25 protein-coding genes and 1 pseudogene are annotated in these 22,295 nt (G+C 57.5%); 5 read left to right on the top strand and 21 right to left on the bottom strand.

The window, feature by feature from the left end; all coding sequences use genetic code 11:
• Window positions 1–6: 6 nt before the first annotated feature.
• The 9 genes from OLX72_RS03190 to atpD are packed head-to-tail and all read right to left on the bottom strand — an operon-like array spanning window position 7 to window position 6,573.
• Entirely contained in the window at window positions 7–888 is an 882-nt protein-coding gene (locus OLX72_RS03190) for a F0F1 ATP synthase subunit gamma (protein ID WP_114868927.1), read from the bottom strand.
• Window positions 875–2,413 (bottom strand): alternate F1F0 ATPase, F1 subunit alpha, encoded by a 1,539-nt coding sequence (locus OLX72_RS03185; protein ID WP_114868928.1) that lies wholly within the window; start codon window positions 2,411–2,413, stop codon window positions 875–877. Before OLX72_RS03185 ends, OLX72_RS03190 begins: the two co-directional genes overlap by 14 nt.
• 2 nt (window positions 2,414–2,415) lie before the next feature.
• A complete protein-coding gene (locus OLX72_RS03180) occupies window positions 2,416–3,213 on the bottom strand; it encodes a F0F1 ATP synthase subunit delta (protein ID WP_162797889.1) in 798 nt (265 codons plus the stop codon).
• Between the two features lie 4 nt (window positions 3,214–3,217).
• On the bottom strand, window positions 3,218–3,496 hold the full coding sequence (locus OLX72_RS03175) for a F0F1 ATP synthase subunit C (RefSeq protein ID WP_114868930.1): 279 nt from the start codon (window positions 3,494–3,496) through the stop codon (window positions 3,218–3,220).
• A 2-nt stretch (window positions 3,497–3,498) separates the two neighbouring features.
• On the bottom strand, window positions 3,499–4,224 hold the full coding sequence (locus OLX72_RS03170) for a F0F1 ATP synthase subunit A (RefSeq protein WP_114868931.1): 726 nt from the start codon (window positions 4,222–4,224) through the stop codon (window positions 3,499–3,501).
• The gene (locus tag OLX72_RS03165; RefSeq protein ID WP_162797890.1) at window positions 4,215–4,511 is read right to left on the bottom strand and encodes an N-ATPase subunit AtpR; all 297 of its coding nucleotides are present in this window, start codon (window positions 4,509–4,511) and stop codon (window positions 4,215–4,217) included. Before OLX72_RS03165 ends, OLX72_RS03170 begins: the two co-directional genes overlap by 10 nt.
• Window positions 4,501–4,791 (bottom strand): AtpZ/AtpI family protein, encoded by a 291-nt coding sequence (locus OLX72_RS03160; RefSeq protein WP_114868933.1) that lies wholly within the window; start codon window positions 4,789–4,791, stop codon window positions 4,501–4,503. The genes OLX72_RS03165 and OLX72_RS03160 overlap by 11 nt, the downstream gene beginning before the upstream one ends.
• Window positions 4,788–5,183, bottom strand: coding sequence for a F0F1 ATP synthase subunit epsilon (locus tag OLX72_RS03155; protein ID WP_114868934.1), 396 nt, complete (start codon window positions 5,181–5,183; stop codon window positions 4,788–4,790). The genes OLX72_RS03160 and OLX72_RS03155 overlap by 4 nt, the downstream gene beginning before the upstream one ends.
• Window positions 5,173–6,573 carry a F0F1 ATP synthase subunit beta gene (gene atpD, locus OLX72_RS03150; protein ID WP_114868935.1) on the bottom strand — a complete coding sequence of 467 codons (1,401 nt, stop codon included), beginning with the start codon at window positions 6,571–6,573 and terminating at the stop codon, window positions 5,173–5,175. The genes OLX72_RS03155 and atpD overlap by 11 nt, the downstream gene beginning before the upstream one ends.
• Window positions 6,574–6,689: 116 nt before the next feature.
• Here atpD and OLX72_RS03145 point away from each other — a divergent pair.
• Window positions 6,690–8,231, top strand: a pseudogene (locus tag OLX72_RS03145) (YfcC family protein).
• 122 nt (window positions 8,232–8,353) lie between these two features.
• The gene (locus OLX72_RS03140) at window positions 8,354–9,265 is read left to right on the top strand and encodes an MBL fold metallo-hydrolase (protein WP_114868936.1); all 912 of its coding nucleotides are present in this window, start codon (window positions 8,354–8,356) and stop codon (window positions 9,263–9,265) included.
• Window positions 9,266–9,541: 276 nt separating this feature from the next.
• On the opposite strand, the gene OLX72_RS03135 is transcribed toward OLX72_RS03140, so the two are convergent.
• From OLX72_RS03135 to OLX72_RS03105, 7 genes are all read right to left on the bottom strand, one after another.
• Complete coding sequence (locus OLX72_RS03135) at window positions 9,542–9,979, bottom strand: host attachment protein (RefSeq protein ID WP_114868937.1); 438 nt, start codon at window positions 9,977–9,979, stop codon at window positions 9,542–9,544.
• A gap of 25 nt (window positions 9,980–10,004) precedes the next feature.
• Window positions 10,005–11,450 carry a dihydrolipoyl dehydrogenase gene (locus OLX72_RS03130; RefSeq protein ID WP_433989809.1) on the bottom strand — a complete coding sequence of 482 codons (1,446 nt, stop codon included), beginning with the start codon at window positions 11,448–11,450 and terminating at the stop codon, window positions 10,005–10,007.
• Window positions 11,447–12,037 carry an HPF/RaiA family ribosome-associated protein gene (locus OLX72_RS03125; RefSeq protein WP_162797891.1) on the bottom strand — a complete coding sequence of 197 codons (591 nt, stop codon included), beginning with the start codon at window positions 12,035–12,037 and terminating at the stop codon, window positions 11,447–11,449. The genes OLX72_RS03130 and OLX72_RS03125 overlap by 4 nt, the downstream gene beginning before the upstream one ends.
• Window positions 12,038–12,054: 17 nt before the next feature.
• The gene (locus OLX72_RS03120) at window positions 12,055–12,288 is read right to left on the bottom strand and encodes a hypothetical protein (protein WP_254684686.1); all 234 of its coding nucleotides are present in this window, start codon (window positions 12,286–12,288) and stop codon (window positions 12,055–12,057) included.
• A gap of 45 nt (window positions 12,289–12,333) precedes the next feature.
• A complete protein-coding gene (locus tag OLX72_RS03115) occupies window positions 12,334–12,498 on the bottom strand; it encodes a dodecin domain-containing protein (protein WP_433989808.1) in 165 nt (54 codons plus the stop codon).
• A 177-nt stretch (window positions 12,499–12,675) separates the two neighbouring features.
• A complete protein-coding gene (locus OLX72_RS03110) occupies window positions 12,676–15,348 on the bottom strand; it encodes a cation-translocating P-type ATPase (protein ID WP_433989807.1) in 2,673 nt (890 codons plus the stop codon).
• A 114-nt stretch (window positions 15,349–15,462) separates the two neighbouring features.
• A complete protein-coding gene (locus OLX72_RS03105) occupies window positions 15,463–15,987 on the bottom strand; it encodes a hypothetical protein (protein ID WP_433989806.1) in 525 nt (174 codons plus the stop codon).
• Window positions 15,988–16,056: 69 nt separating this feature from the next.
• Between OLX72_RS03105 and OLX72_RS03100 the strand changes: the two genes are divergently transcribed.
• Complete coding sequence (locus OLX72_RS03100; protein WP_114868711.1) at window positions 16,057–17,115, top strand: IS110 family transposase; 1,059 nt, start codon at window positions 16,057–16,059, stop codon at window positions 17,113–17,115.
• A 543-nt stretch (window positions 17,116–17,658) separates the two neighbouring features.
• On the opposite strand, the gene OLX72_RS03095 is transcribed toward OLX72_RS03100, so the two are convergent.
• From OLX72_RS03095 to OLX72_RS03080, 4 genes are all read right to left on the bottom strand, one after another.
• Entirely contained in the window at window positions 17,659–18,144 is a 486-nt protein-coding gene (locus tag OLX72_RS03095; protein ID WP_433989805.1) for a bacterioferritin, read from the bottom strand.
• Between the two features lie 8 nt (window positions 18,145–18,152).
• The gene (locus tag OLX72_RS03090; protein ID WP_433989804.1) at window positions 18,153–18,620 is read right to left on the bottom strand and encodes a hypothetical protein; all 468 of its coding nucleotides are present in this window, start codon (window positions 18,618–18,620) and stop codon (window positions 18,153–18,155) included.
• A 16-nt stretch (window positions 18,621–18,636) separates the two neighbouring features.
• Complete coding sequence (locus OLX72_RS03085) at window positions 18,637–18,924, bottom strand: coiled coil domain-containing protein (protein ID WP_433989803.1); 288 nt, start codon at window positions 18,922–18,924, stop codon at window positions 18,637–18,639.
• Between the two features lie 110 nt (window positions 18,925–19,034).
• On the bottom strand, window positions 19,035–19,409 hold the full coding sequence (locus OLX72_RS03080; protein ID WP_433989802.1) for a hypothetical protein: 375 nt from the start codon (window positions 19,407–19,409) through the stop codon (window positions 19,035–19,037).
• Window positions 19,410–19,683: 274 nt separating this feature from the next.
• Between OLX72_RS03080 and OLX72_RS03075 the strand changes: the two genes are divergently transcribed.
• Complete coding sequence (locus OLX72_RS03075; RefSeq protein ID WP_433989801.1) at window positions 19,684–20,175, top strand: Lrp/AsnC family transcriptional regulator; 492 nt, start codon at window positions 19,684–19,686, stop codon at window positions 20,173–20,175.
• 164 nt (window positions 20,176–20,339) lie between these two features.
• Window positions 20,340–21,479, top strand: a complete 1,140-nt coding sequence (locus OLX72_RS03070; RefSeq protein ID WP_433989800.1) for a glycine cleavage T C-terminal barrel domain-containing protein — start codon at window positions 20,340–20,342, stop codon at window positions 21,477–21,479.
• A gap of 24 nt (window positions 21,480–21,503) precedes the next feature.
• Here the strand turns inward: OLX72_RS03070 and OLX72_RS03065 are convergent, their stop codons facing one another.
• Entirely contained in the window at window positions 21,504–22,292 is a 789-nt protein-coding gene (locus OLX72_RS03065; RefSeq protein ID WP_433989799.1) for a helix-turn-helix transcriptional regulator, read from the bottom strand.
• Between the last annotated feature and the right edge of the window lie 3 nt (window positions 22,293–22,295).

The following is a 22,295-nucleotide window of genomic DNA, read 5'->3' as shown; positions in this document are numbered from 1 at the left end:
GCTTAATCAATCGTCCGGGCCTGCCGCCTCGTAGCCGGCAATCACATCCATCAGTTCGCGGGTGATGCTTTCTTGCCGCTTTTGACGGAACGCGCCCGTAAGGTCTTCGCGCCGCTCTTCGATGTTTCGTTCGGCGTTTTGCATGGTGGCAAGACGCGTGGCGTGTTCACTGACCAGCGCTTCTGCCAGGGCGCGGTACAGCACCAGAAAAAGCCGTTCACGGATCAACCAGGACAGCAACGCATCCCGCTCCATACTGAACACAGGAAGTCCGCGCACGGGCCAAGTGGTTTTCGCCGCGTTTTCAAGGCCTTCCTCTGGTATCGGAAGAAGCTGGCGCATCAACGGCTGCGCAGTGTTGGCCCCTCGCCGCCGGTTGTGGGCAACCCTCACACGTGACACGCCATGCTGTGTGATCCATCGGTCAATCGTGATGATCACGGACTGAACGACGCTGTTGAAACCGTCGATTGAACCCGGCACCGTGAACAGGGTGTCTGCCGCATACCCCGCCGCATCAAGCCGCGCCGCCGCCCGCACACCCAGAACGCCCAGCATCGGTTCTGTGCCGGATAAATGGTTTGCGGCAAAGCGGCTGACGACTTCGTTGTAGCGCCCGCAAAGCCCTCGGTCCGAACCGATCACGATCAGGGCCTCGCGGTCTGTATCTCTGGTGCGATTGCGGTGCGGCGCAATACTCAGGGCGCGCGTTTCCTCAAGAACAGCCGCAAACCCCAGATCTATCGTGCGCTCATAATCGGCCAAAGCGTCTTCTGCGCGCTCGTACTGCCGGATGCTGACCGCTGAAAGCGACTTCATCGTCCGCACGATCGACTGGATGTCTTTCGTGGTGTTCAGCGCGTCAGACAGGCTTTCAAGCGTTTCCATCTGCGGTCTCGTTCTTCTTGGGGTCCAACGCCTTGCGCATGGTTTCGATCAACGCGTCACGGTCGTCCTGGCTGAAATCCTCGCCATCTTCCATCTTTTCGCACAGATCCGGATGGGCCTTTCGGATTGCATCCTGCACGGTCTTTTCCGCGTCCGGAATGTCATCCACGGGGATTGCGTCAAACAAGCCTTCCGTTGCGGCCAGCAGCACGGCGATCTGTTCGGGCACCGCCAGATGCTGATGTTCGCGTTGCTTCAGCACTTCGCGCACCTGCTTGCCGCGGGTCAGCTTGTCCTGCGTTTCATCGTCCAACTGGGTGCCAAAGCGCGCGAAACTTTCCAGTTCCTCGAACTGCGCATACATCAGCCGCAGGTTCCCCGCGACAGCGCGGAAGGCGGGCAATTGCACCTTGCCACCCACCCGGCTGACCGATGTCCCGATGTCGATGGCCGGCAGTTGCCCTTTTTCGAACAGGTCAGGCGAAAGATAAACCTGACCATCGGTGATCGAGATAAGGTTGGTCGGAATATAGGCCGATATGTTCTGGGCCTGCGTTTCCACCACTGGAAGGGCTGTCAGCGAACCGCCTCCATGTTCATCGCGCAGGTGCGTCGCGCGTTCAAGCAACCGGGAATGAATGTAAAAGATGTCACCGGGATAAGCCTCGCGGCCCGGCGGGCGGCGCAACAGCAGCGACAATTCGCGATAGGCGCGCGCATGGCGTGTCAGATCATCATAGACGATCAGAACATCGCGCCCCTGCGCCATGAAGTATTCGGCCATTGTTGTCGCGGCATAGGGCGCCACAAATTGCAGGCCCGGCGCATCATCCCCGCCCGCGACAACGACGATTGTACGGTCCATCGCATCGCCCTTGCGCAGATCCGCGATCACGCGGGCCACGGCCGAGGCGCGCTGACCGATGGCGCAGTAAATCGACACGACGCCCGTGTCGTGCTGATTGAGGATCGCATCGACAGCAACAGCCGTCTTTCCGGTTTGCCGGTCGCCCAGGATCAGTTCGCGTTGTCCGCGTCCGATGGGAATGGCCGCATCGATGGCCTTGATCCCGGTCTGAAGCGGCACGACGACAGGAGCACGATGCATGATCGGCGGGGCAGGGCGTTCGACCGGCAGGCGGTCTTTGGTATCAATCGGCCCTTTTGCGTCAATCGGCTGGCCCAATCCATCCACGACACGCCCCAACAGTTCTGCGCCTACAGGTACGTCCACAACGCGGCCTGTCCGGCGCAGCGCGTTGCCGGGGCGCAGCCTGTCGGTATCGCCCAGCACGATGACGCCGATGCGGTCTTGGCGCAGGTTTGATGCAATGCCCACAATGCCATGGGGAAAGGACACCAGTTCATTAGCGTAGAGGTCGGTAAACCCGGCAATCTGGGCGACGCCGTTCCCCACAGACAGGACATGCGCGATTTCGGCCATTTCCAAACGGGTTTCAACTTGCTCGCGTGCCCGCTCCAGCGGATCGAACAGCGTTTCGGATAAGGTATCCAGCAATCCCATGGTTATTTGCCCGATTTGTCTGTTGCATGGCGCTGCGCGGGACCGGCGCTGTCTATTACCTCATCCAGTACGCCCTCAAGCCGTTTGAGGTAGCGGGCGGCCGACCATTCCAATGTCTGTTCGCCGATGATCAGCCGGACACCCATCACAAGATCTTCGTTTCGTTCGTAATGGACGTCGATATCGGTGTTCAGCGCCTTGTGTAAGGCGCGGGAGATCTGTCTGCGCGCACCCGGTTTCAGCGCAACGCTGCTTTCGATGCGGGCTGCATCGTCCGAACGCGCCGCCGCATCGGCAAGTTTTTCGCGTTTTTCCTCTTCCATGTCTTCCAGACGCGCCACGAACCCGCTGGCAATCTCTGTCGTCAGATCGGATCGGGCGTATTCCTGCACCATGTGCCCGGTGATGGCGATCACCTGTTGGCCGGCGCGGCGGCGCAGCGTCTTGGCAAAGCTTTCGCGCTCTTCCTCAAGATGGCTGCGCCAGGTTTCGCGGCGGCCTTCCATGTCCTCTCGCAGGTCGGCTTCCAGACGTTTGCGAAGCGCCTGAGCCTCTTGTCTGGCATCTTCCAGTATCTGGTCTTTTTCGCTGTCCAGTTCCGCCTGCCTGGCGCGCAGCGTTTCGGCCTCCTCCTCTGCCGCCTGTCTGGCATCCTTGGCCTCGGCCAGCCGGTCTTCGATTTCCTTTTCCCGCCGCGTCATGGCCTGTGTGATGGGCTTGTAAAGAAACCGCTGCAACAGCCACACCAGAACAAGAAAGTTGGCGATCTGCGCAGCTACGGTGATCCAGTCGATCTGCACGGTCTTATCCCCCGGCGGCCTGTTGCACCATGTCCGTGAACGGGTTGGCAAAAATCAGGATCATCGAAACGACAAAGCAATAGATGGCAGTCGATTCAATCATCGCCAGACTGACGAAAAGTGTCCGGGTGATCGTGTCGGACGCATCGGGCTGTTGCGCCAGTGCCTGAAGCGCTTGTGCCGCTGCCCGCCCTTCGGCGAACGCGGGACCAATGGACCCGATGGCGATGGTCAGACCTGCGGTCACGATCGAAACGGCGGCGATCAGCGTTGAGGGATCCATGTTCAGTCTCCTTTTCCAGTCTGGGAGGTGTCGTTTTGAGTGTCGTCATCTGCTGAAACCGCGCGGCCCGACCTGCTGGCAGAGGCGATGTAGACCATCGCCAGAATGGCAAAGATGTAGGCCTGAATCAGACCGGTCAGCAGCCCGAGAAGCTGCATGACCACAGGGAAAAAGAACGGCGCGACACTGATCAGGATGCCCACGATCACTGTCCCGCTCATCACATTCCCGTAAAGCCGCACCGCCAGGGCTATCGTGCGGGAAACCTCGCTGACGAGATTGAACGGTAGCATGAACGGGCTGGGCTGTACGTAGGTCTTGAGATACGCCCGCAATCCGCGCCGCGAGATTGTGAACAGCGGCACCGCAATCAGAACGCAAATGGCAAGTGCGGCGGTGGTTGAAAGTGAACCAGTGGGCGGCTGGTATCCGGGCACGATGCTAAGAATGTTGGCGGTGGCGATGAACAGAAAAAGCGTACCGACAAAGGGCAGGTAGCGCCCCGGATTTTCAGCGCCGATTTCGTCAATCTGGTCGCGGATCGAGCTCACGATGACTTCTAGCATGAGCTGCCAGCGCGATACGGTTTCTTTGACGCTGAGGCGCGCGGTAATCGCCCGCGACCCGACAACCAAAAGCGCCATGACAACCCAGGTGAATGCAACGGTCGCGTTCAGTTTCCATCCGTTCCATTCGTACAATATCCAGCTGTCGGGGCTTATTTCCATGGGATTGCTCCGGCAATTGGATTGGCCGCGCGCGCCAGAACAAACCGAACGGCCGTGAAGCCTGCAAGCGCGGCAAGGATGCCCATCAAAGGAACGTCGAAGCTTAAGGCCATCGCAATTGCACCGATGACAAGCGCCGCGCGGACAATGCCAAGTGCGACGAAGATCAGCGCGCTTTGCCGATGCGTAAGCGCGTGTACCGCAAGCCGCAGAAGGCCAAGATATATGCCCCCAATCACAGCCCCGGCCAGAACAGATGCCAGTATGGTGCCAATATCACCTGTCATTTCGTCCCTCCCGTTGTACCCAGTACCAGGCATTCAGACTGCCGAGCGCCGCACCGGCCAGAAGCAGTGCCAGTGTCCAGGAGGTTTCGCCCGGCCAGCGCCTGTCGATCCAGAGGCCGAGGGCGATGCCGGCGATCACCGGTACGGCCACGGACCAGCCGACAAGGCCGAACATACCAAATCCGTACCACGCACTTTGCTTGCGGTGCTTGCGGGCCTTTGCCATGCGCCTTGCCTTGTACGAGATGATTTCAGTCTCGTTGGGTTCTTCCTTTGTCATCGGTCCACCTTTTCCAGATCGCGAAACCGGCGGATCATGGTCGCTTCCAGCCGCGTAAGCGCCGAGCGGGCTTCGCGCTCGTCTTCCTCTTGCTGGCGGAATTCGGTTTCAACGCGCTCTCGCAGACGGGCCAGATCGGTTCCTTCGATGGCACCGCGGACCGCAACGTTCACGTCTTCACCGCATTTCACCAATGTGCCGGAATTGATTGCGACGAAACGGTCGATGCCACCTTCTTCGGGTTCAAAGACCAGAACGCCGGGGACCAGTTGCGTCACAAAGCCGATATGATGGGGCCGTATTCCGAAGAACCCGTCAGGCGCCTCGGCCACCAGACGAGTGACCTTGCGATCCACGCAAACCTCTTTTGGCGTGATCACCCTAAGCCGCATCTTCGCTCTCCGGCGTATCAAGGTCGTCAACCGAACCGATCATGTAGAAATCGCCTTCGTCCCGGTTTTCGAACTCACCGGCCAGAATGCGTTCACAGCTATCAAGTGTCTGCTGAAGCGAGACGAACCTGCCGGCATTGCCGGTCATCGCTTCGGCCGAAAAGAAAGGCTGGCTTAGAAAACGTTCGATCTGGCGCGCCTGACGGACGGTGGCGCGGTCTTTCTGCGAAAGCTCTTCCAGACCCAGCATCGCTATGATGTCTTTGAGGTCTTCATATTCGGCCAGCGTGTTGCGCACGCCGCGGGCCACACGGTAGTGCTGTTCGCTGACAGTGCCGGGGGTCAGCATCTTTGAAAAGGATTGCAGCGGGTCAATGGCCGGATAAAGCCCTTCTGATGCCTTTTTGCGCGACAGCACGATCGAGGCAGACAGATGCGAGAAGGTGTGCGTTGCCGCAGGATCGGTGAAATCATCGGCCGGTACATAAACCGCCTGAATCGAGGTCATGGCGCCGCGGTCGGTCGAGCAGATACGCTCTTCCAGATCGGCAAGTTCGGTGCCAAGCGTCGGCTGATAACCCACACGGCTGGGAATACGGCCCAACAATCCCGAAACCTCTGATCCGGCCTGCACAAAGCGGAAAATGTTGTCGATCAGAACCAGCACATTGCGCCGCAAATCATCGCGAAAATATTCCGCCATCGTCAATGCGGCGTGCCCCACGCGGAACCGGACACCGGGGCTTTCGTTCATTTGGCCGAACACCATCACGGTGTTTTCCAGAACACCTGCCTCGCCCATCTCGCGGTATAGCTCTTCGGCTTCACGGCATCGTTCGCCGATCCCGCAAAACAGGCTTACTCCGTCATATTCCGCCACCATGTTGTGGATCATTTCGGTGATCAGAACCGTCTTGCCGACACCGGCACCGCCGAAAAGCCCGGCCTTGCCGCCACGTTCCAAGGGGCTGAGCAGATCAATGGCCTTGATCCCGGTTTCAAAGATAGCACCTTCGACGCGGCGTTCCGACAGCGGGACCGGATCGTGCAGGATCGGCCGGCGATGCACATCTCTTAAAGGGTCCTTGCCGTCTATCGTGTCGCCGAACACATTGAACATCCGGCCCAGAACCGCATCGCCAACCGGCACGTCAATGGGGCGTCCGGTATCGCGTACAGCAAGGCCCAGACGCAGGTCTGGCGACGGGTTCAGAACCAGACCCCGCGCGATTTCGGCTGTCGGCAGGCTGGCGACCTCGATCGAGATTTCCGGATCGGTCAGCGTGACAAGACGTGTGGCGATCGACGGCAACCCGGCTTCAAAGCGCACGTCTGCAATACCGCCTTCGATTGCAACGATATGGCCAATATTGGGTTCGGACGATGCCATGCTGATCCTTGATCCGGGTTATTGCGGATCAGAATAGTGGCGCCAGTCATAAGGGCATTGATCGAAGTTAACTGCCGCCCAAAGTGACCTGCCGAGTGAAGGATTAACGCAGATTAATGCGGCAGCAGGGCCAGAGGCAAACACTTGGCCGGACGCAAAGGCCAGTTGTCCGGCCGCCGAAAGGAAACAAGATGAGCGATACTGTCACTGAAGAGGCAGACCAAGACCCGGATCTGCAATCCTGGTTTCCCACCGCCTATACCATATTGTTCTTGTTGATCATTTTCGTGGCCGCCCTGACATGGATTATACCTGCTGGCCAGTATAACCGGGAAATGAACGAAGAGGTTGGCCGCGAGGTTGCAGTGCCCGGCACATACCAGACAGTCGAGGCCAATCCACAAGGCCCGATTGATGTGTTGCTGGCCCCGATTGGCGGTTTTTATGATCCCGACAGTTACGCCGCCAATGCCATCGACGTGGCCCTTTTCGTGTTGCTTCTGGGCGGGTTTCTGGGGGTCGTGAACGCCACGGGGTCTATCAACACCGGCATCCGTTCGGCGATGCGCGCGATGGAGGGGCGCGAGATCTGGATGGTGCCCATCCTGATGACGCTTTTTGCGGCAGGCGGCACGACCTATGGCATGGCCGAAGAAACGCTGGCCTTTTATGCCATCCTGCTGCCGGTGGTGCTGCGGGCCGGGTTTGACGCGGTGACGGGCGTTGCCATTATTCTGATCGGTGCCGGTATCGGCGTTCTGGGCTCGACCATAAACCCGTTTGCCACGATCATTGCATCGGATGCAGCGTCGATCCCCTTTACCGAAGGCATCATATTGCGGTTCGTAATACTTATAGGCGGGCTGGCGATCTGCGTAGCCTATGTGATGCGCTATGCCAGTCGCGTAAAAGAAGATCGCGACCGGTCCGTTGTGTCCCATCAATGGCAGGCGCACGAGCAGCATTTCCTGAAAGACAGCGGTGAAGAAAATACCGACGATACGCTGAGCGGTACTCAGAAAATCATCCTTTTGGTCTTTACCGCAACATTTGTGGCGATGATCTGGGGCGTTTCCTCGCAGGGCTGGTGGATGGCACGCATGGGCGCGTTGTTTCTGGGGGCGGCCATCGGGATTGGGCTGATCGGCCGGTTGGGTGAAAAACGTCTGACAGGCGCATTTGTCGATGGCGCGCGCGATCTTCTGGGGGTGGCGCTGGTTATCGGGCTTGCCCGCGGCATTGTCGTGGTCATGGAACAGGGCCTGATCGCGGATACGATCCTAAATGCATCGGCCCAGACGCTGGGCGATCTGCCAGGCATCGCCTTCATCTCGACAATGTTCGGGATCGAGGTCGGCATGAGTTTCTTTGTGCCATCCTCGTCTGGCCTGGCCGTGCTGTAGATGCCGATCCTTGCGCCGCTGGCTGATTTTGCCGGCGTCGGGCGCGATCTGGTGGTCACTGCGTATCAGTCCGCCAACGGCCTTGTGAACCTGATCAACCCGACCTTTGCGGTTGTGATCGGCGGGCTAAGCATCGGGCGTGTGGGCTATGACCGTTGGATCGTTTTTATCTGGCCACTGTTGGTCATACTGACAGTTTTCATCATGGGCACGCTTGCCATCGGGGCATGGTTCGGCACAACGGGCGTGGCCTGAGGGACGATGTCCCCGGCATCCATATCGAATCTGGCACGTTGCACCAGATCAACGCCGTAGAACCTGCCTTAAGGACCGCGCGCCCCATATTTTTGTACATCCAGCCAAGGAGCATTTTTTGAATGACCAATCTGAACGAACCCGTTGTTCGCCATTCCCCGTCCACCGGCAAGGGCAGCCCCGATGTCTGGGGCATCTACGAACCCGACACCGGATCGATCCAGTATATCTGTGCGTGTCCAACGACAAAGGCCGCAGCACTGATTGATGTGGTCTGGAACTTTGATCCGGTTTCCTTTGCGACCGACACAGGCAGTATGGATCAGGTCGTTGCCCTGGCCGAGGAAAACGGGCTGAACATCAGCTGTATTCTTGATACCCATCCCCATGCCGACCACCTGATGGCCTCAAATCATCTGAAGAAACGCCTGAATGTTCCCAATGCGATCGGCGCCAAGGTGCGCGAAATCGCCGATCTGTGGCGCAAGATCTACAACATGCCCGATGCGTTCGATCCGCAGGGTGATTTCGACCGTCTGTTTGAGGATGGCGAGACGTTCGCGGTGGGTGAGCTTGACCTGCGCGTGATGCTGTCGCCGGGTCACACGCTTGGTTCGGTAACCTATATCTGCGGCGACGCGGCTTTTGTGCACGACACTCTTATGATGCCCGACTCTGGCACCAGTCGCTGCGATTTTCCCGGCGGATCGGCAGACGAGCTTTGGACCACGATCCAGACGATCCTGAATTTGCCTGAAAAAACGCGCCTGTTCGTGGGTCATGACTACGGTGCCGAAGGCCGGGATGAACCTGCATGGGAAGCAAGTGTGGCCGACCACAAGGCGCACAACAAGCATGTGAAAGACGGCACCAGTAAATCGGAGTATATCAAGGCCCGAGAAACGCGTGATGCCAAGCTGGCGCTGCCGGAAAGAATGCTGGCGGCCCTGCAGATCAACCTTCGGGCTGGTCAGTTGCCAGACGCGGAAAGCGACGGGCATTCGTATCTGAAGATACCTGTCGACAAATTCTGATGGACTTGAGTTTAGGACTGTATTGGAGCCGGCCGGGACCGCAAGTGCGGAAAATATCGTTAGTGACGGGTCTGGGTCAATTGAAGGATCATGCGCCCGCCTTGACCTCGACGCTCCGGCTGGGTTGCCGAGCTTCTAGGGCGCCTATGTGCGCTCGATCACCGGCACAGCTGATTTCACCTACGTTGCCGCCGTCTCAACTCTCGTCGAAAGGGTCGCTCATTGCATCAACTCTTGTTGATTTTGCACTCAACAGGTGTACCGGATTGACAATATCTAGTGCTGGTCAAGCACCGCTTCGATCTGCTTGACCGGCATATTCGTGAGGTCCTTGTCGATTTCCGCAACCAGTTTGTTCTGCAATTTGTCGCCATACGCATTGCGAAGCCCGCCAAGCGTTTTCGGGTCTGCGACTACAACCAGTTTCCGGAACCGGTCCTGCGCGGCCCAAGACACAAGCTTTGTCCCCAACTCTGCGCACAGGCGCTGCTTTTCAACCTCGTGCCAATCTGTTTCTTGCAGGGCGCTCAGCCCATGGCCATCATCGGGCATCCGTCCCGGTCTGTCAGATGCAAGCTCGCGTGCAGCCGGATTATCAATGTCTTCCTTGGCGATGACGCGCAGATCCAGGAATTGCGTGTCGCCGTTATTTCGCAGTACCAAGTATTTTGCGCCATCGGCGACAATGATCCAGGCGTCGTGTTCAAGTTTCATTCTTCGTGTCCTTTCAGGTGTTTTTTTAAGTCGTCTTGTCTGCGGGCGCATCAACCGGAGTGTCGTGGCAGCGGGTGCTTTCAAGCGCCTCCTGCTCAACCTGGCATTCGGCCAGAGCGGCGCGTATGGCTCGGCGCAGAACTTCTTCGTGTGTCGGATGGTAAAAGGGCATGCGCAAAAGATCCTGAAGCTGCGCCCGGTTGCATATGGCAAAGGCCAGAAGGTGGCCAAGATGTTCTGCCGCGGGCGCGATCATGGCGGCCCCGCGCAGGCGGGCTGTTGCCTTTTCTGCGTAAATGCGCACCACGCCGCCGCTGTCACGCGCCAAACGCGCCCGTCCAGCAGAAGAAAAACTGGCCGAGCCCATGGCGATACTGTCACCTTCTTCTTGCAGGGTTTCGAACGTTTCGCCCGCCGAGGAAATCTGTGGATCACTGAACACGATCCGCAACGGTACGCGGCGGCTGAAAGTGGCGTCTTTCATGCGTGCGGCGTAAAAACCCGCGACCCGCCCCTCGTCTGCGGCTTCGTGCAGCAGCGCGGGGCCGCCCGAGACATCGCCGGCGAAATACACCGATGTGCCCGGCACGTTAAGCTGTCCGGGCGGTAAATCAGGGTGCCCGGCATCCGAAAGCATCACGCCAGCGCAATCAAGTTTCAGGGTGTCCGTGTTGGGTTTGCGCCCGATCGCCACCAGAACGCGATCAACCGAGATTTCTCCGTCTTCCCATGACACGGTGACCGAACCGTCAGAGGCCAGACTGAGGTCGGCGTTGGCCTGCACGATCTGCATTTCACGGCCAATCGATTCCTCAAGATGTTCCTGCAGGAGAGGATCGCTGATCCCGCCCTGCATCGGGGACGGATCAAAGCCGGTGACGTGCACCCCAAGCCGGGCCAGCGCCTGACCGAGTTCCAGCCCGACCGGGCCAAGGCCGATCACAGCGATACGGGCAGGAAGGTCAGGCATGTCGAAAAAGGTTTCGGTTGTCAGCAGCCGGTCGCCAAGTGCATCGCGCCATTTTTCCGGAACGACGGGGCGCGTTCCGGTGGCGATCACCGTCGCACGTGGCCGAAATACCGCATCGCCCGCCCGAAGCGTGCCGTCTGCCGTGAACGCGGCGGTTTCTTTCACCAGATGCGTGGCTTGCCAGCTTTCCATCCCGTCGACAACGCCGCCTGCCAGATCGTCACGCAACTCTCGGGTTTGGGCCAGAACGGCGGACCCGATCGCCTGCACGTCTTTCGCGCCGTCAAGGCCAAGCGCCCCAAAGGCTTCACGACGATGATAATCGTGTGCGGATTGCAGAAACGCCTTGGATGGCATGCAGCCCGTGCGCGCGCAGGTTGTGCCCAAGGGACCGGGATCGAAAACGCGGTAACTGTCCGTCACTTTCGCCACTTCCGAACGGGCCGACAGCCCGGCCGTGCCGGCCCCGATGATCGCAACGTATATGTCTTTTGTCGTCATTGTGCGGGTCTTGCCTTCGGATCGTGTTTCATCGGGCTGATCTTGCGCACGGTGCTGGCTTGCGGTCCGATTTCGCTTTCTTCTGTCTGCACCACCAGTTCAACGGTATCGCGCGGCTGAAGGTTCCGAAAACTTCCATCGACCACGCTGTTCTTGTGGAAGTAGACAAGCCGTTGGTCGGTTGCGATGATCTGGCCATAGCCAGCGTCGTGGTGCACTTCGACCACCCGACCCTGAAGCGGTCCGTCATGTACCTTGACGTCGCCGCTTGCCTTGTCCTTCCACCGTTTGATTTTCCGCGTCATTGCGGCAAACGCATCGCGCAAGGCGACGGGCATATGTTCATGTGCAGGCGCATCGTTCTGATTGTAGCGTACGACAAGTTCGTCACCGGGAACGCGCACTTCGATCGTCACCTCATACAAACCGCCTTTTTGCTGGCTGTTGTGCGGTGCGCGAATGAACACATGGCAACTTGTTATTCCGTTATAGAAGGTTTCGAGATGCCGGACCTTTTCAGCGACAAGAGCCTTGATGTCGTCAGAAGGCTCGATGTTGTGAAAGGCCAGTTCAAGCGGTGTTTCCATGATATTTCCTTTCGTATTCAACGGCTTTTGCGGAGCCGCAGAAGCGGGCCCAGATCAAGCCAGACAAGCGCTATGCCAAGCGGGAACATCCAGAAGCCGACAATGGGCAGAAATCCGACGACCCCAAGTGCCACGCAGATCACCCCCAGAATCGTACGCAGCCCCGGCGGGATGCGGCGGCGTGCGCAGCTTTGAAAATAGCGCAGTCGCGCGCGGTTGCGCCGGCCAAGGATATCCCGCGACTGGATCACTGGAGCAGACCGCGCGCCTCCGGCAGCACCTTGCGCGTTTCTTTTTCACATTGAACTTTCATGAGTTCCTTCCGCGTTTTGGGCGTTCATTTCCTTGATGTACACAGATTTGATATTGCGCTCGCTTTGCGCAGCTTGCGCGACCGCAGCGCGTGCGGCGGCGTCAAACCCTTCATCGGATTCGGCAAGAACTTCGATAACCTTGAGCATTGACATCGGGTCTCTCCTTTCGTGTTTCAGGGATGCAATTTAAGCATCCGCAGGTTGCCAGCGTGATCTACAATCATCTGGGCCGCATTGACGGGTGTTAATCGAACCTGAGACTATGAAGTTTGCCGCGCAGGATGGTCGCGCCGAACGCGCCATGCCATTAAAGGTAACAAAAATTCAGCGCTCGCGGCCTACCCGATCCGAAGGCTCGCCCAGCCAGACCCATACCTGTCCAAAAAGCAGCGGCACAAAGCTTGCCGCAGCCGCCAGGGCAAGTCCGGTGATCCCAGGGGTCGGCAAACCCAGAAGGCCGGCCAGCGGCGGAAACCAAAGCGCGAGGCCGATCAACCCCAGACACAGCACGATTGCACCCCAGACGTATCCGTTGCGCGTGACCTCGTTTCGAAAAAGGTTTGAATCGGTATCGCGCACATTGAACACGTTCCAAAGCTGCGCCAGTGCAAGTGTCAGAAAGGCCACTGTCACCGCCGGGCCGGTTTCAACACCCAGCCAGAACAGCGCGACAGCGAAAGCGCCAAGCGTTGCGATGGTGATTGACGCGCCAAGAACGCCGATCAGAACCCAACGTGGTCGATCTATGATGGCCTCTGCCGGGTTGCGCGGGGGTTTTGTCATCACGTTTTCATCACCCTTGCCCAGCCCCAGCGCAAAGGCGGGAAAGATGTCGGTAACAAGATTGAGAAACAGGATTTGCAGGGGCAAAAGCGGCGCGGGCAACCCCGCACCCACGGCCAGCCCCACGACCAGAACCTCGCTGACATTGCATGACATCAGGTACACAACAAATTTGCGAATGTTGTCAAAGATCACCCGGCCCTGCCGCATGGCCGCAATGATGGTTGCAAAGGCATCGTCTTGCAGAACCATATGCGCAGCTTCCTGCGCAACCTGTGTGCCGCGCTTGCCCATCGCGATGCCTATATCGGCCTTTTTCAAAGCCGGGGCATCGTTCACACCGTCACCTGTCATGGCAACGACGTGTCCTGCCTTCTGAAACACCGACACAAGGGTTAGTTTCGTTTCGGGTGAGACGCGGGCAAACACATCTGCCTCCAGAATGCGGGTGCGATCACTGTCGCTGAGTGTTTCCGCATCCAGACCGGACAGTTCGCCACTTTCGATCACGGTCATGTCGCTGTCGCCAAGGCTGGCCTCGTGCGCGATGGTCTTGGCTGTGTCCGCGTGATCACCGGTCAGCATGATCACCCGCACACCGGCCGCGCGGCAGGCCTCTATCGCGGCGGGAACGTCCTCGCGCACGGGATCAAGAAAACCCACCAGTCCAACCAGAGTCAGGTTTTCGTAAGGCTTTCCGTCCGCCGCCGCATCTTCTTTCATCGCAAGAGCCAGAAGGCGCAGACCGTCCTGTGCCGCTGTGGCATTGCGCTTTGTCCATTCCCCGCGCTTCTCTTCGGTTATGTCCTGCGGGCCGCCATTCCACATCACGCGGGTACAGGCTTTGATCACTGCCTCGGGCGCGCCTTTGACGGCAAACAGAAACCCGCTTTTGGCCTGGTGCACCGTCGCCATCATCTTGGTGTCCGGATCAAAGGCGTGTTCCCTGACCTCGGGCATATCGTCAAGAAGTGTCTGTTGGGACGTACCCAGGTCATTGGCGGCCGCCAACAGCGCGATTTCCATTGGATCGCCAGAGCGACCATCCTCTGTGCCGTCTCCAAGTTCGGCATTATTGCACAACGCCCCGATCCGTAATGCCCAGCCCATCGGGCTTTCAGCTTCGGGCTGTTGGGTTGCATCTTCGACATCCACATCGTCTTTGGCCAGAAGGTACCGGACAACCGTCATGCGATTTTCGGTCAAAGTGCCGGTCTTGTCGGTCAGGATCACCGTTGTTGCCCCCAGCGTTTCGACCGAAGACAACCGGGTGATCAGTGCATTGCGCCGGCTCATCCGCCACATGCCGCGCGCAAGGCTTAGCGTTGCCACAACCGGCAGTCCCTCGGGCACGGCGGCCACCGCGAGCGCGACACCGGTTTGCACCATAACGGTGACTTCGTGCCCGCGCAGGACACCAGCCCCGATGGTCAGCGCAGCAAGGGCCAGTGTCAGCCAGACCAGACGATGGCCAAGTTTGTCGAGACGCCGTTCCAGCGGCGCAACCTCGCCCTCAGCGCTTTGTGCCAGATCACTGATCCGGCCAAGTTCGGTCTCCATGCCGGTTGCGGTTACAATTCCTTCACCGGAGCCTTGTGTGATTGCCGTGCCCTTGTATGCCATGCCAAAGCGATCACCCAAGGCGGTGTCCTTGTCCGCAGGGTCCGTGTTTTTCGCCACCGGGGCGGATTCGCCCGTAAGCACGGATTCATCCGCTTGCAGGTTCGATGCCTCGCTCAGTCGCAGATCAGCGGTGACGACGTCACCCGCCTCAACAATCACCACATCCCCGGGCACCAGTCCGTGCGCGTCAATCATGCGCACCTTGCCATCGCGCCGCACGCGTGTGCGCACCTCGGCAATGCGCATCAGTGCTTCCATGGAGCGGGCGGCCTTGAGTTCGGTGAAAAAACCGATGGCCGAATTGAGGATCAGCACAAAGGCGATGGCGACGCCTTCGGCGATATCCCCCAGAACAAAGGACATCGCAGCCGCCGCTGTCAGAAGCCAGACAATGATACTGCTGAACTGATGCAACAGGATTGTCAGCGCGCTTTTCCGCTTCTGGCGACGCAGGCGGTTCGGTCCGTGCGCCGCAAGCCGCTTCTTTGCCTCGTTGTCGCTTAATCCTGTCTTTGGATCAGAGCCCAGAGACCCGGCAAGAGCCTGAACAGACATGCAGTAAGCGGCATCGCTGGAACCCTTGCGCACCATAATTCTCCATTTGCCAAGGTGCGCCCAGCGGCACCGTGTGACGCGATAGTGCCCTTGCGCGCGCGCTCGTGTCTTAACGCAGATTAAACAATTGCGCCGGATTACACACCGGGCCTAACGGGTTTCGGGGTCGCCCTTGGCATCAGCCAGCCGTTCCTCTGCCTGCAGGCTGAGCCGCTGGAACACACCCAGCCCCACCACGATGATGACCGACATGGCCAGCAAGAAGATCGGATAAAGCAGAAGTTCAGGTTTGGAATTGCCCAGTTCAAACACCAGAACGATACCTTCGATGGCCACCACCAACGCAATGATCACCATGAATTTTGTAACCGCTTCGCGCGCTTCTGACGGGTTGCGCAATTCGCGGCTGTGCAGCACTTCTTCTTCCATCACGTATTTCGCCACGTCCAGAATTGCGACGGAAATTACAAGGGAACTGACCGCTTCAAGCAACGCACTTTCGGCGTTGTTGTGGTGTCGGAAGGCATCGTAGACCCGAATAAGAGAGACAGTGATCAACCCCACGGAAATAGACACCATCGCAAGCGCGGCGGCGGCATAGACCACGGCAGCCAGCCGGATAAATCCGGTTTCGGCCCGAGCCATCAGCCCCGAGTTTTCAATTTCATATTCCACTAATGGGATGTACCGGCTGCTTCAGCCAGCAGGTTAGGCTTGGCCTATACTGCAAAAAGGAGAAGTAGCATGGCGAAGAATGATTTTGATGAGCTGATGTCAGTTGGCGTTGATATCGGCAAAGACGTATTTCACTTGGTTGGCTTTGACAAAGAAGGTCGGCTTGTTTTGCGCAAGAAGATCAAACGCATGGCGTTGGTTGCGACGTTTGAGGAGCTGCCGCAATGTATTGTCGGGATGGAAGCTTGCCTGAGCGCGCACTTTGTCAGCCGAACGCTGAGCAAGATGGGGTTCGAGCCCCGGATCATTCCCGCGATTTATGTGAAGCCTTTCAACAAGGGCCAGAAGAACGACTACAATGACGCTGAAGCTATTGCAGAAGCCGCTTTGCGTCCCAATCTCAAGACGGTATCGGAGAAGACGCAGGAGCAGCTTGATCTCCAGGCGCTGCATCGCGTTCGGTCACGGCTTGTGTCACGTCGGACAGCAGCAATGAATCAGATCCGGGCCTTTCTGATCGAACAGGGGATCACTGTCCGACGTAGTGTCGCGGCTCTGCGCGCCTCGCTCGAAGCCATTCTTAGCAATCGCGGCGACGAGATGTCCTTGCGGATGCGGAGATTGATCCTGGGGCTCCAACAGGATTGGATATGGCTGGATAAACGGATCGATATGACCACATCTGAAATCAAAGAGGTCAGCGAGACCGAGGAAAGCTGCCAACGTCTGATGACCATTCCGGGCATCGGGCCAATCATCTCAACGGCTGTGGTTGCAGCTGTCGGGACCGGCGAGGCTTATGATCGGGGGCGAGATTTTGCGGCTTGGCTGGGGCTCGTTCCGCGACAACACAGCACCGGCGGGCGCACCATCCTGGGTCGTATCACAAAACGAGGCAGCCGGTATCTCCGCATGCTGTTTGTGCAGGCCGCGCAGGTCATCATGATGCGACCGAAGAACTGGCATAAGTTTAGTTTTGGCGCATGGTTGGAAGCCGCCGCGACGCGCATGCAGCACAACAAGCTCGGCGTGGCGCTTGCCAATAAGCTAGCGCGGATCGCATGGAGTGTTCTTAACTCAGGCAAGGACTTCGATTGGATGGAAAAAGAATTGGCGACTGCGATCTGATCACAGCCGCAAACGACGTTCGTAAACCTCAAATGCATGGAACGGAATAAAAACGCACTCAAAGTCTGAGAGCCCGAATGGTCATAATCGACCTGTCCGCTAATGAGACAAAGGCGCGTGCGTACTCCCAACAGGGCCACGGCAAGCAACACAAGCCGATCCAAAGGCCGGATACATATCAGCGACTTCCAGAAGACATGCAATTGAACACTTGCGAACAGCAGCCGGTACATACATTTGGGCTCTGGCCGGGGCAATCCCTTGTCTGTTGTCATGTCGGCTCCTGATCCAAGGGCGCGCTTTTCAGCCATTGGCAAGCATCGGCTTCCTGATCCGCCGGAAAGAATTGCATGTCGGCCTTTGTAAAAAGAGCCGATAAGGTCTTTCCCCGGTTCTAAACGCTTTTTTACCAATAACGGCGATACGCCCGAAATGGTTCCGGTGTTTCAGAAAAACCTCTGGCTCACGCCACAAGAAACTGATGTTCCAGCCTGAAAGTCTTCCGTACGGATCAGGGCAGGGTCAAAGATCACGAATGCGAATTCAACCGCCGCTGGCCGCATCGCTGGTGTTTTTCGCGATATAGGTCGGCTCTCCCATACGGTCGAGCAGGCCAAGCTGGCGGTCAAGCCAATCCATGTGGCCTTCTTCGTCGATCACAATGGCTTCAAACAGCATCCTTGTGCCAATGTCCCTGTCATCGTCCGCTGCCTTGGCGGCAGATGTATAGAATTCGATGGCGCCTTTTTCTTCTTCAAGGTCAGCACTGAACATCTGTTCAAGCGAGTCTGAACGTTTCGGCGTTTTGGTCGCTTCCAGAACCGGATCGCCACCCAGAAACAGGATGCGTTCGATAAAGCGGCCGGCATGGCCAAGCTCTTCGGTCATCTCGGTTCGCATCTGGTTTGCCAACACGTCAAGACCCCAGTCGTCAAGCACATGAGCGTGCAGCAGATACTGTTGGATTGCCGTCAGTTCCATGCCCAGGGCTTTTTGCAGATTACCAATGCTGTTCTTCGTGTTTTTCATAATTTTTCTCATTCGTTCGTGTTGCTGTTTGCATCGTCGACGGCGGCGCTCCATGCCCTGTTCAGTTCGTCCCATGCGCGGCCAAGCCCGCTGATCAATTCGTCCCATGCCGCATCGGTGCCTTGGGTCATGGCACCGTACATCTCGCCCAACTGGTTGCGGCGGGCGCGCAACTCTTGCAGCGCTGCGGATGTTCTGTCTTGCGCGGCCTCGGACATGTCGGCCCAGTTTTCGCGGGCGCGGTTTTCAAGCACTTCGATTTCGGCGTCGATGCGATCAAGCGAATTGCCGATAGCGTCCAACGCTTCATCCCGTTGCTGCGACGAATAGCTTGCGATTGCTCCGTACACATCAGACAGTTCGGCCTGCACATCGCCGATCGTGATCGGTTCGTTTGACTGGGCCCATGTCGAGCCGTGTGCCACCAGCCCCATGGCCAGAACGGCAGCGGCAATTGTCTGTTTTCCAACAGTCATTTCAGTGCCTCCCTGATCAACTGAACCGATCCGAAGCGCTGCGAACAGCCTTGCCCAGATCATCCCAGGCAGCCTCGACACCGGCTTTGAAGTCTTCCCACGCCTTGCCCTGCGCCTCGCCAAGTTCGTCCAGCTTTTTCTCGGCATCCTTTTGCTTTTCGCGAAGGTCGTCGACTTGCTTTTGATAGGTCAGCTTTGTGTCTGCGCTGGCCTCTTTTGCCTTGGCCTGAAGCTTGTCGATTTCGGCGCGCCACTGGTCAAGCCGCGCCTGAAGCTTGTCTGCATATGCGTCTTTGTCATCCATTTGGTCGTCTCCTTGCTCCTTTGGGTTTCATTAATTTACGGGATGGAGCGTCATCACACTGGCGTCGCGTGTTTCGCTTCGGACCCGCGTGCCACCTTGTTTGCGATCTTTTAAGGCGCTTCGTTTTTGGCTTCGGTTTCGGCGGCCGACACATGGCATGCGCAGCGCGTGCACAATTCGGCCCATTCCTGAAAATCCTGCACAATGCGTTCCATGGAATAGCGCTGCCAGTCCGATACGATCTTGAGCGCGTCTGACGGGTTTGATGCCCCGTTTGCAATGTTATCGACCGCTTTCAATGCGGTGTTTGTCGCTGTGTGCCGCCGCTCGAACCAGCGTTCGGCAAAGCTCTCGGCCTCTTCAAGCATTTTGGCCTGTGCCTGCCAGTACTGTTTGCCCCACGGGCGCAGCGCGGGACTGAGCATAACCGCCGCTTGCGTCTGCTTCATTACATCAGCAAGTGCGGAATCAACTGACCTGACCATGTCGGGCCTCCGTTCATGGGTACATCTTAACTGCCCGCATGGTGAAATTCCGATCGCTGCACCGCATTAACATCGATCAATCCTGATTGCGGTGGCAACGCGTGGTTGCCCGCCTGGGCATGCAGGATCAAAAAGACACCGACGCCGGTGTGTCAGATTTGGTCGCAAAAATGGTCACTGATCTGGCTTTGATAGGATAAGAAGGCATTCAAAACGTCAGCGGCAACGCGCTTTTGCCCCTGTGGGAGCAAGGCGCAATGAAAGTTTCGAGTGAATGAAAAGACTTAGCCTAGATGCGACCGATATTCGCATACTCAGCGCGGTTCAGCGAAACGGACAGTTGAGCAAGACCAAGCTGGCTGAGATTTGCAACATTTCTCCCACCCCGTGCTGGGCCCGTTTGGACAGGCTGAAGGCTGCAGGCTATATCAAAGGATACAATGCGGAAATCGCGCTGGACCGAATTTCCGATTTTACGCAGGTGATCGTGACTGTTTCGCTGACTCATCACCGCAAGGCCGATTTCGACCGGTTCGAGGCTTTCATCAAAAATCTGGATGAGGTTACGGACTGCATCGCCACTGGCGGAGGCATGGACTATGTCATGGATGTCGTCTGCCCAAGTCTGGCATCCTTCCAGACTTTGATGGAGTCGTTTCTCGCAGCAGATCTGGGTATCGACCGGTATATGACTTACATCGCGACTCGTCGGGTGAAATCGACCCAACCGAACCTTGCGAAACTTGCCGCCACGAACGAGAAATAGCGCCGTCGGTCCGAACGGACCGTCTGGTGGCTGAAAAACAGTCTGTTTGGTCCGATATCTTGAGTTTATTGGCCTGCTTTTACACCCCCACCTGCACTAAATCACCATCAGGTCTACGTAGATTTTGACCGACAGAAGCGCTGGCAAAACGGGAGGACGTTACAATGCAAGCAGATGATTTTGGTTTTGGTACTCAGATCCGCAAATCCCCTTACTTTGACGCAACGGTCCGCTGGGGCGCTCAAGGGTTTTCGGTCTACAACCACATGTATATACCGCGCGATTTCGGCGATCCGGAGATGAATTTCTGGACTCTCGTGAACGATGCGATCCTGTGTGATGTGGCCGTCGAGCGTCAGGTAGAAATCACCGGGCCGGATGCGGCGAAATTTACCCAGATGCTGACATGTCGCGATCTGTCCAAGATGTCCGTAGGGCAGTGCAAATACATCCTGATCACGAATGCGGATGGCGGAATTCTGAACGATCCGATCTTGCTGCGTCTGGCTGAAAACCATTTTTGGATTTCGCTTGCGGACAGCGATATCTTGTTGTGGGCGCAAGGCGTTGCTGTGAATTCTGGTCTTGATGTCACGATCCGAGAGCCCGACGTGTCTCCGCTGCAATTGCAGGGCCCAAAATCAGGTGAGATCATGCAGGCGCTGTTCGGCAGTGATATCGCTGATTTGCGCTATTACTGGCTGCGCGAGGTCGAGCTTGACGGTATTCCTCTGATCGTCTCGCGTACCGGATGGTCAAGCGAACTGGGCTATGAGATTTACCTTCGCGACGGTTCCAAAGGCGATCTTTTGTGGGAAACCATTATGGCGGCGGGCATGCCCTTTGGGTTGAAACCCGGCCATACGTCTTCGATCCGCCGGATCGAAGGCGGCATGTTATCCTACCACGCGGATGCAGACATGAACACGAACCCCTATGAACTGGGTCTGGATCGGCTTGTGAATTTGGACATGGAAGCAGAATTCATAGGCAAATCGGCGCTGCGGCGTATCAAGGAACAAGGTGTCAGCCGCAATCAGGTCGGTCTGATTATTGACGGTGAGCCGCTCAAGGGTCCGAACACGACGTTCTGGGCGATAAATCTTGGTGGTGATGCAATCGGCAAGGTTACATCGGCTGTCTATTCCCCAAGGCTGGAGCGGAACATCGCTTTGGCAATGGTATCGGCAGAGCACGCCAATATCGGGATGGACGTCGAGGTTGTGACCAATTCCGGCCCTGTCCGCGCAACCATTGTCGAACGTCCTTTTTACGACCCCAAGAAACAGATCGCGGCCGCGTAGCGCGCTGTTGCAAAACGCGTCTGGCTAGATTGCGGCGTTCAGGGACGAGTTCGCAAGGGCGGCGATAAACACGGAAAAAAGCTCTCCTTGCGAGCTGATACGCAGCTTGGCATAGATGTTCCTTCTGTGGATTCTGACGGTCCCCGAGGAAATGCCAAGCAACTTTCCAAGGGCGTCTGCCGAGTGTCCTCGAAGAGTAAGCTCAACGACCTCGCGTTCGCGCGGGGTCAGCACACCCTCGCCGATTTCACGAAATGCCCGTTCGATGTTCATGTCTGCAAGCGGGACGGGTTCCAGCATTTCGGTCGCTGTGTCGCGCCAATGCCTGCGGCAGGCGGCGTCCACTACAGGCCAGACAGATTTCAGGGTCTTCATTTCGGTTTTACTGAACTTGCGGTCTTTGCGCATCAATGACAGGACGGTTGTCAGGTTTTCATGAACATTGACGAGAAAACCGATTTCTTCGGCAAGGCCGGTTCGCGCATAATAGCTGCGAAAATATTCACCCTGATAGAATCTGTCCGGGGCAATTTCGCTAAGACGCCAAAGGCCGGGTTCAACATCTCCGGTCGCCGCCAGATAAAACGGATCAAGCAGATATGGTCCCTCCTGGTAATCATCTACATGCATCACGCGGCGTTTCGGTGAAAAATCATCAAAAAGAGCCAGAGGCCGAGCATTGCCGACGTAGCCAAAGATCACGGTAAAGTCGAATTCGACAATGCTGTTCAGTGCCTGAGACAGGACAGCCGGCAGCGCATCGCTTTCCAGGCTGTCGATAATGCGTGCGGCTTGCGTATTCCATTTGGTCAAAAT

It is taken from the genome of Sulfitobacter sp. TBRI5, assembly GCF_051013555.1.
Lineage (GTDB): Bacteria > Pseudomonadota > Alphaproteobacteria > Rhodobacterales > Rhodobacteraceae > JL08.
Note: the sequence above shows the minus strand (reverse complement) of the source record. Positions and strands in the feature narration are given on the sequence as shown.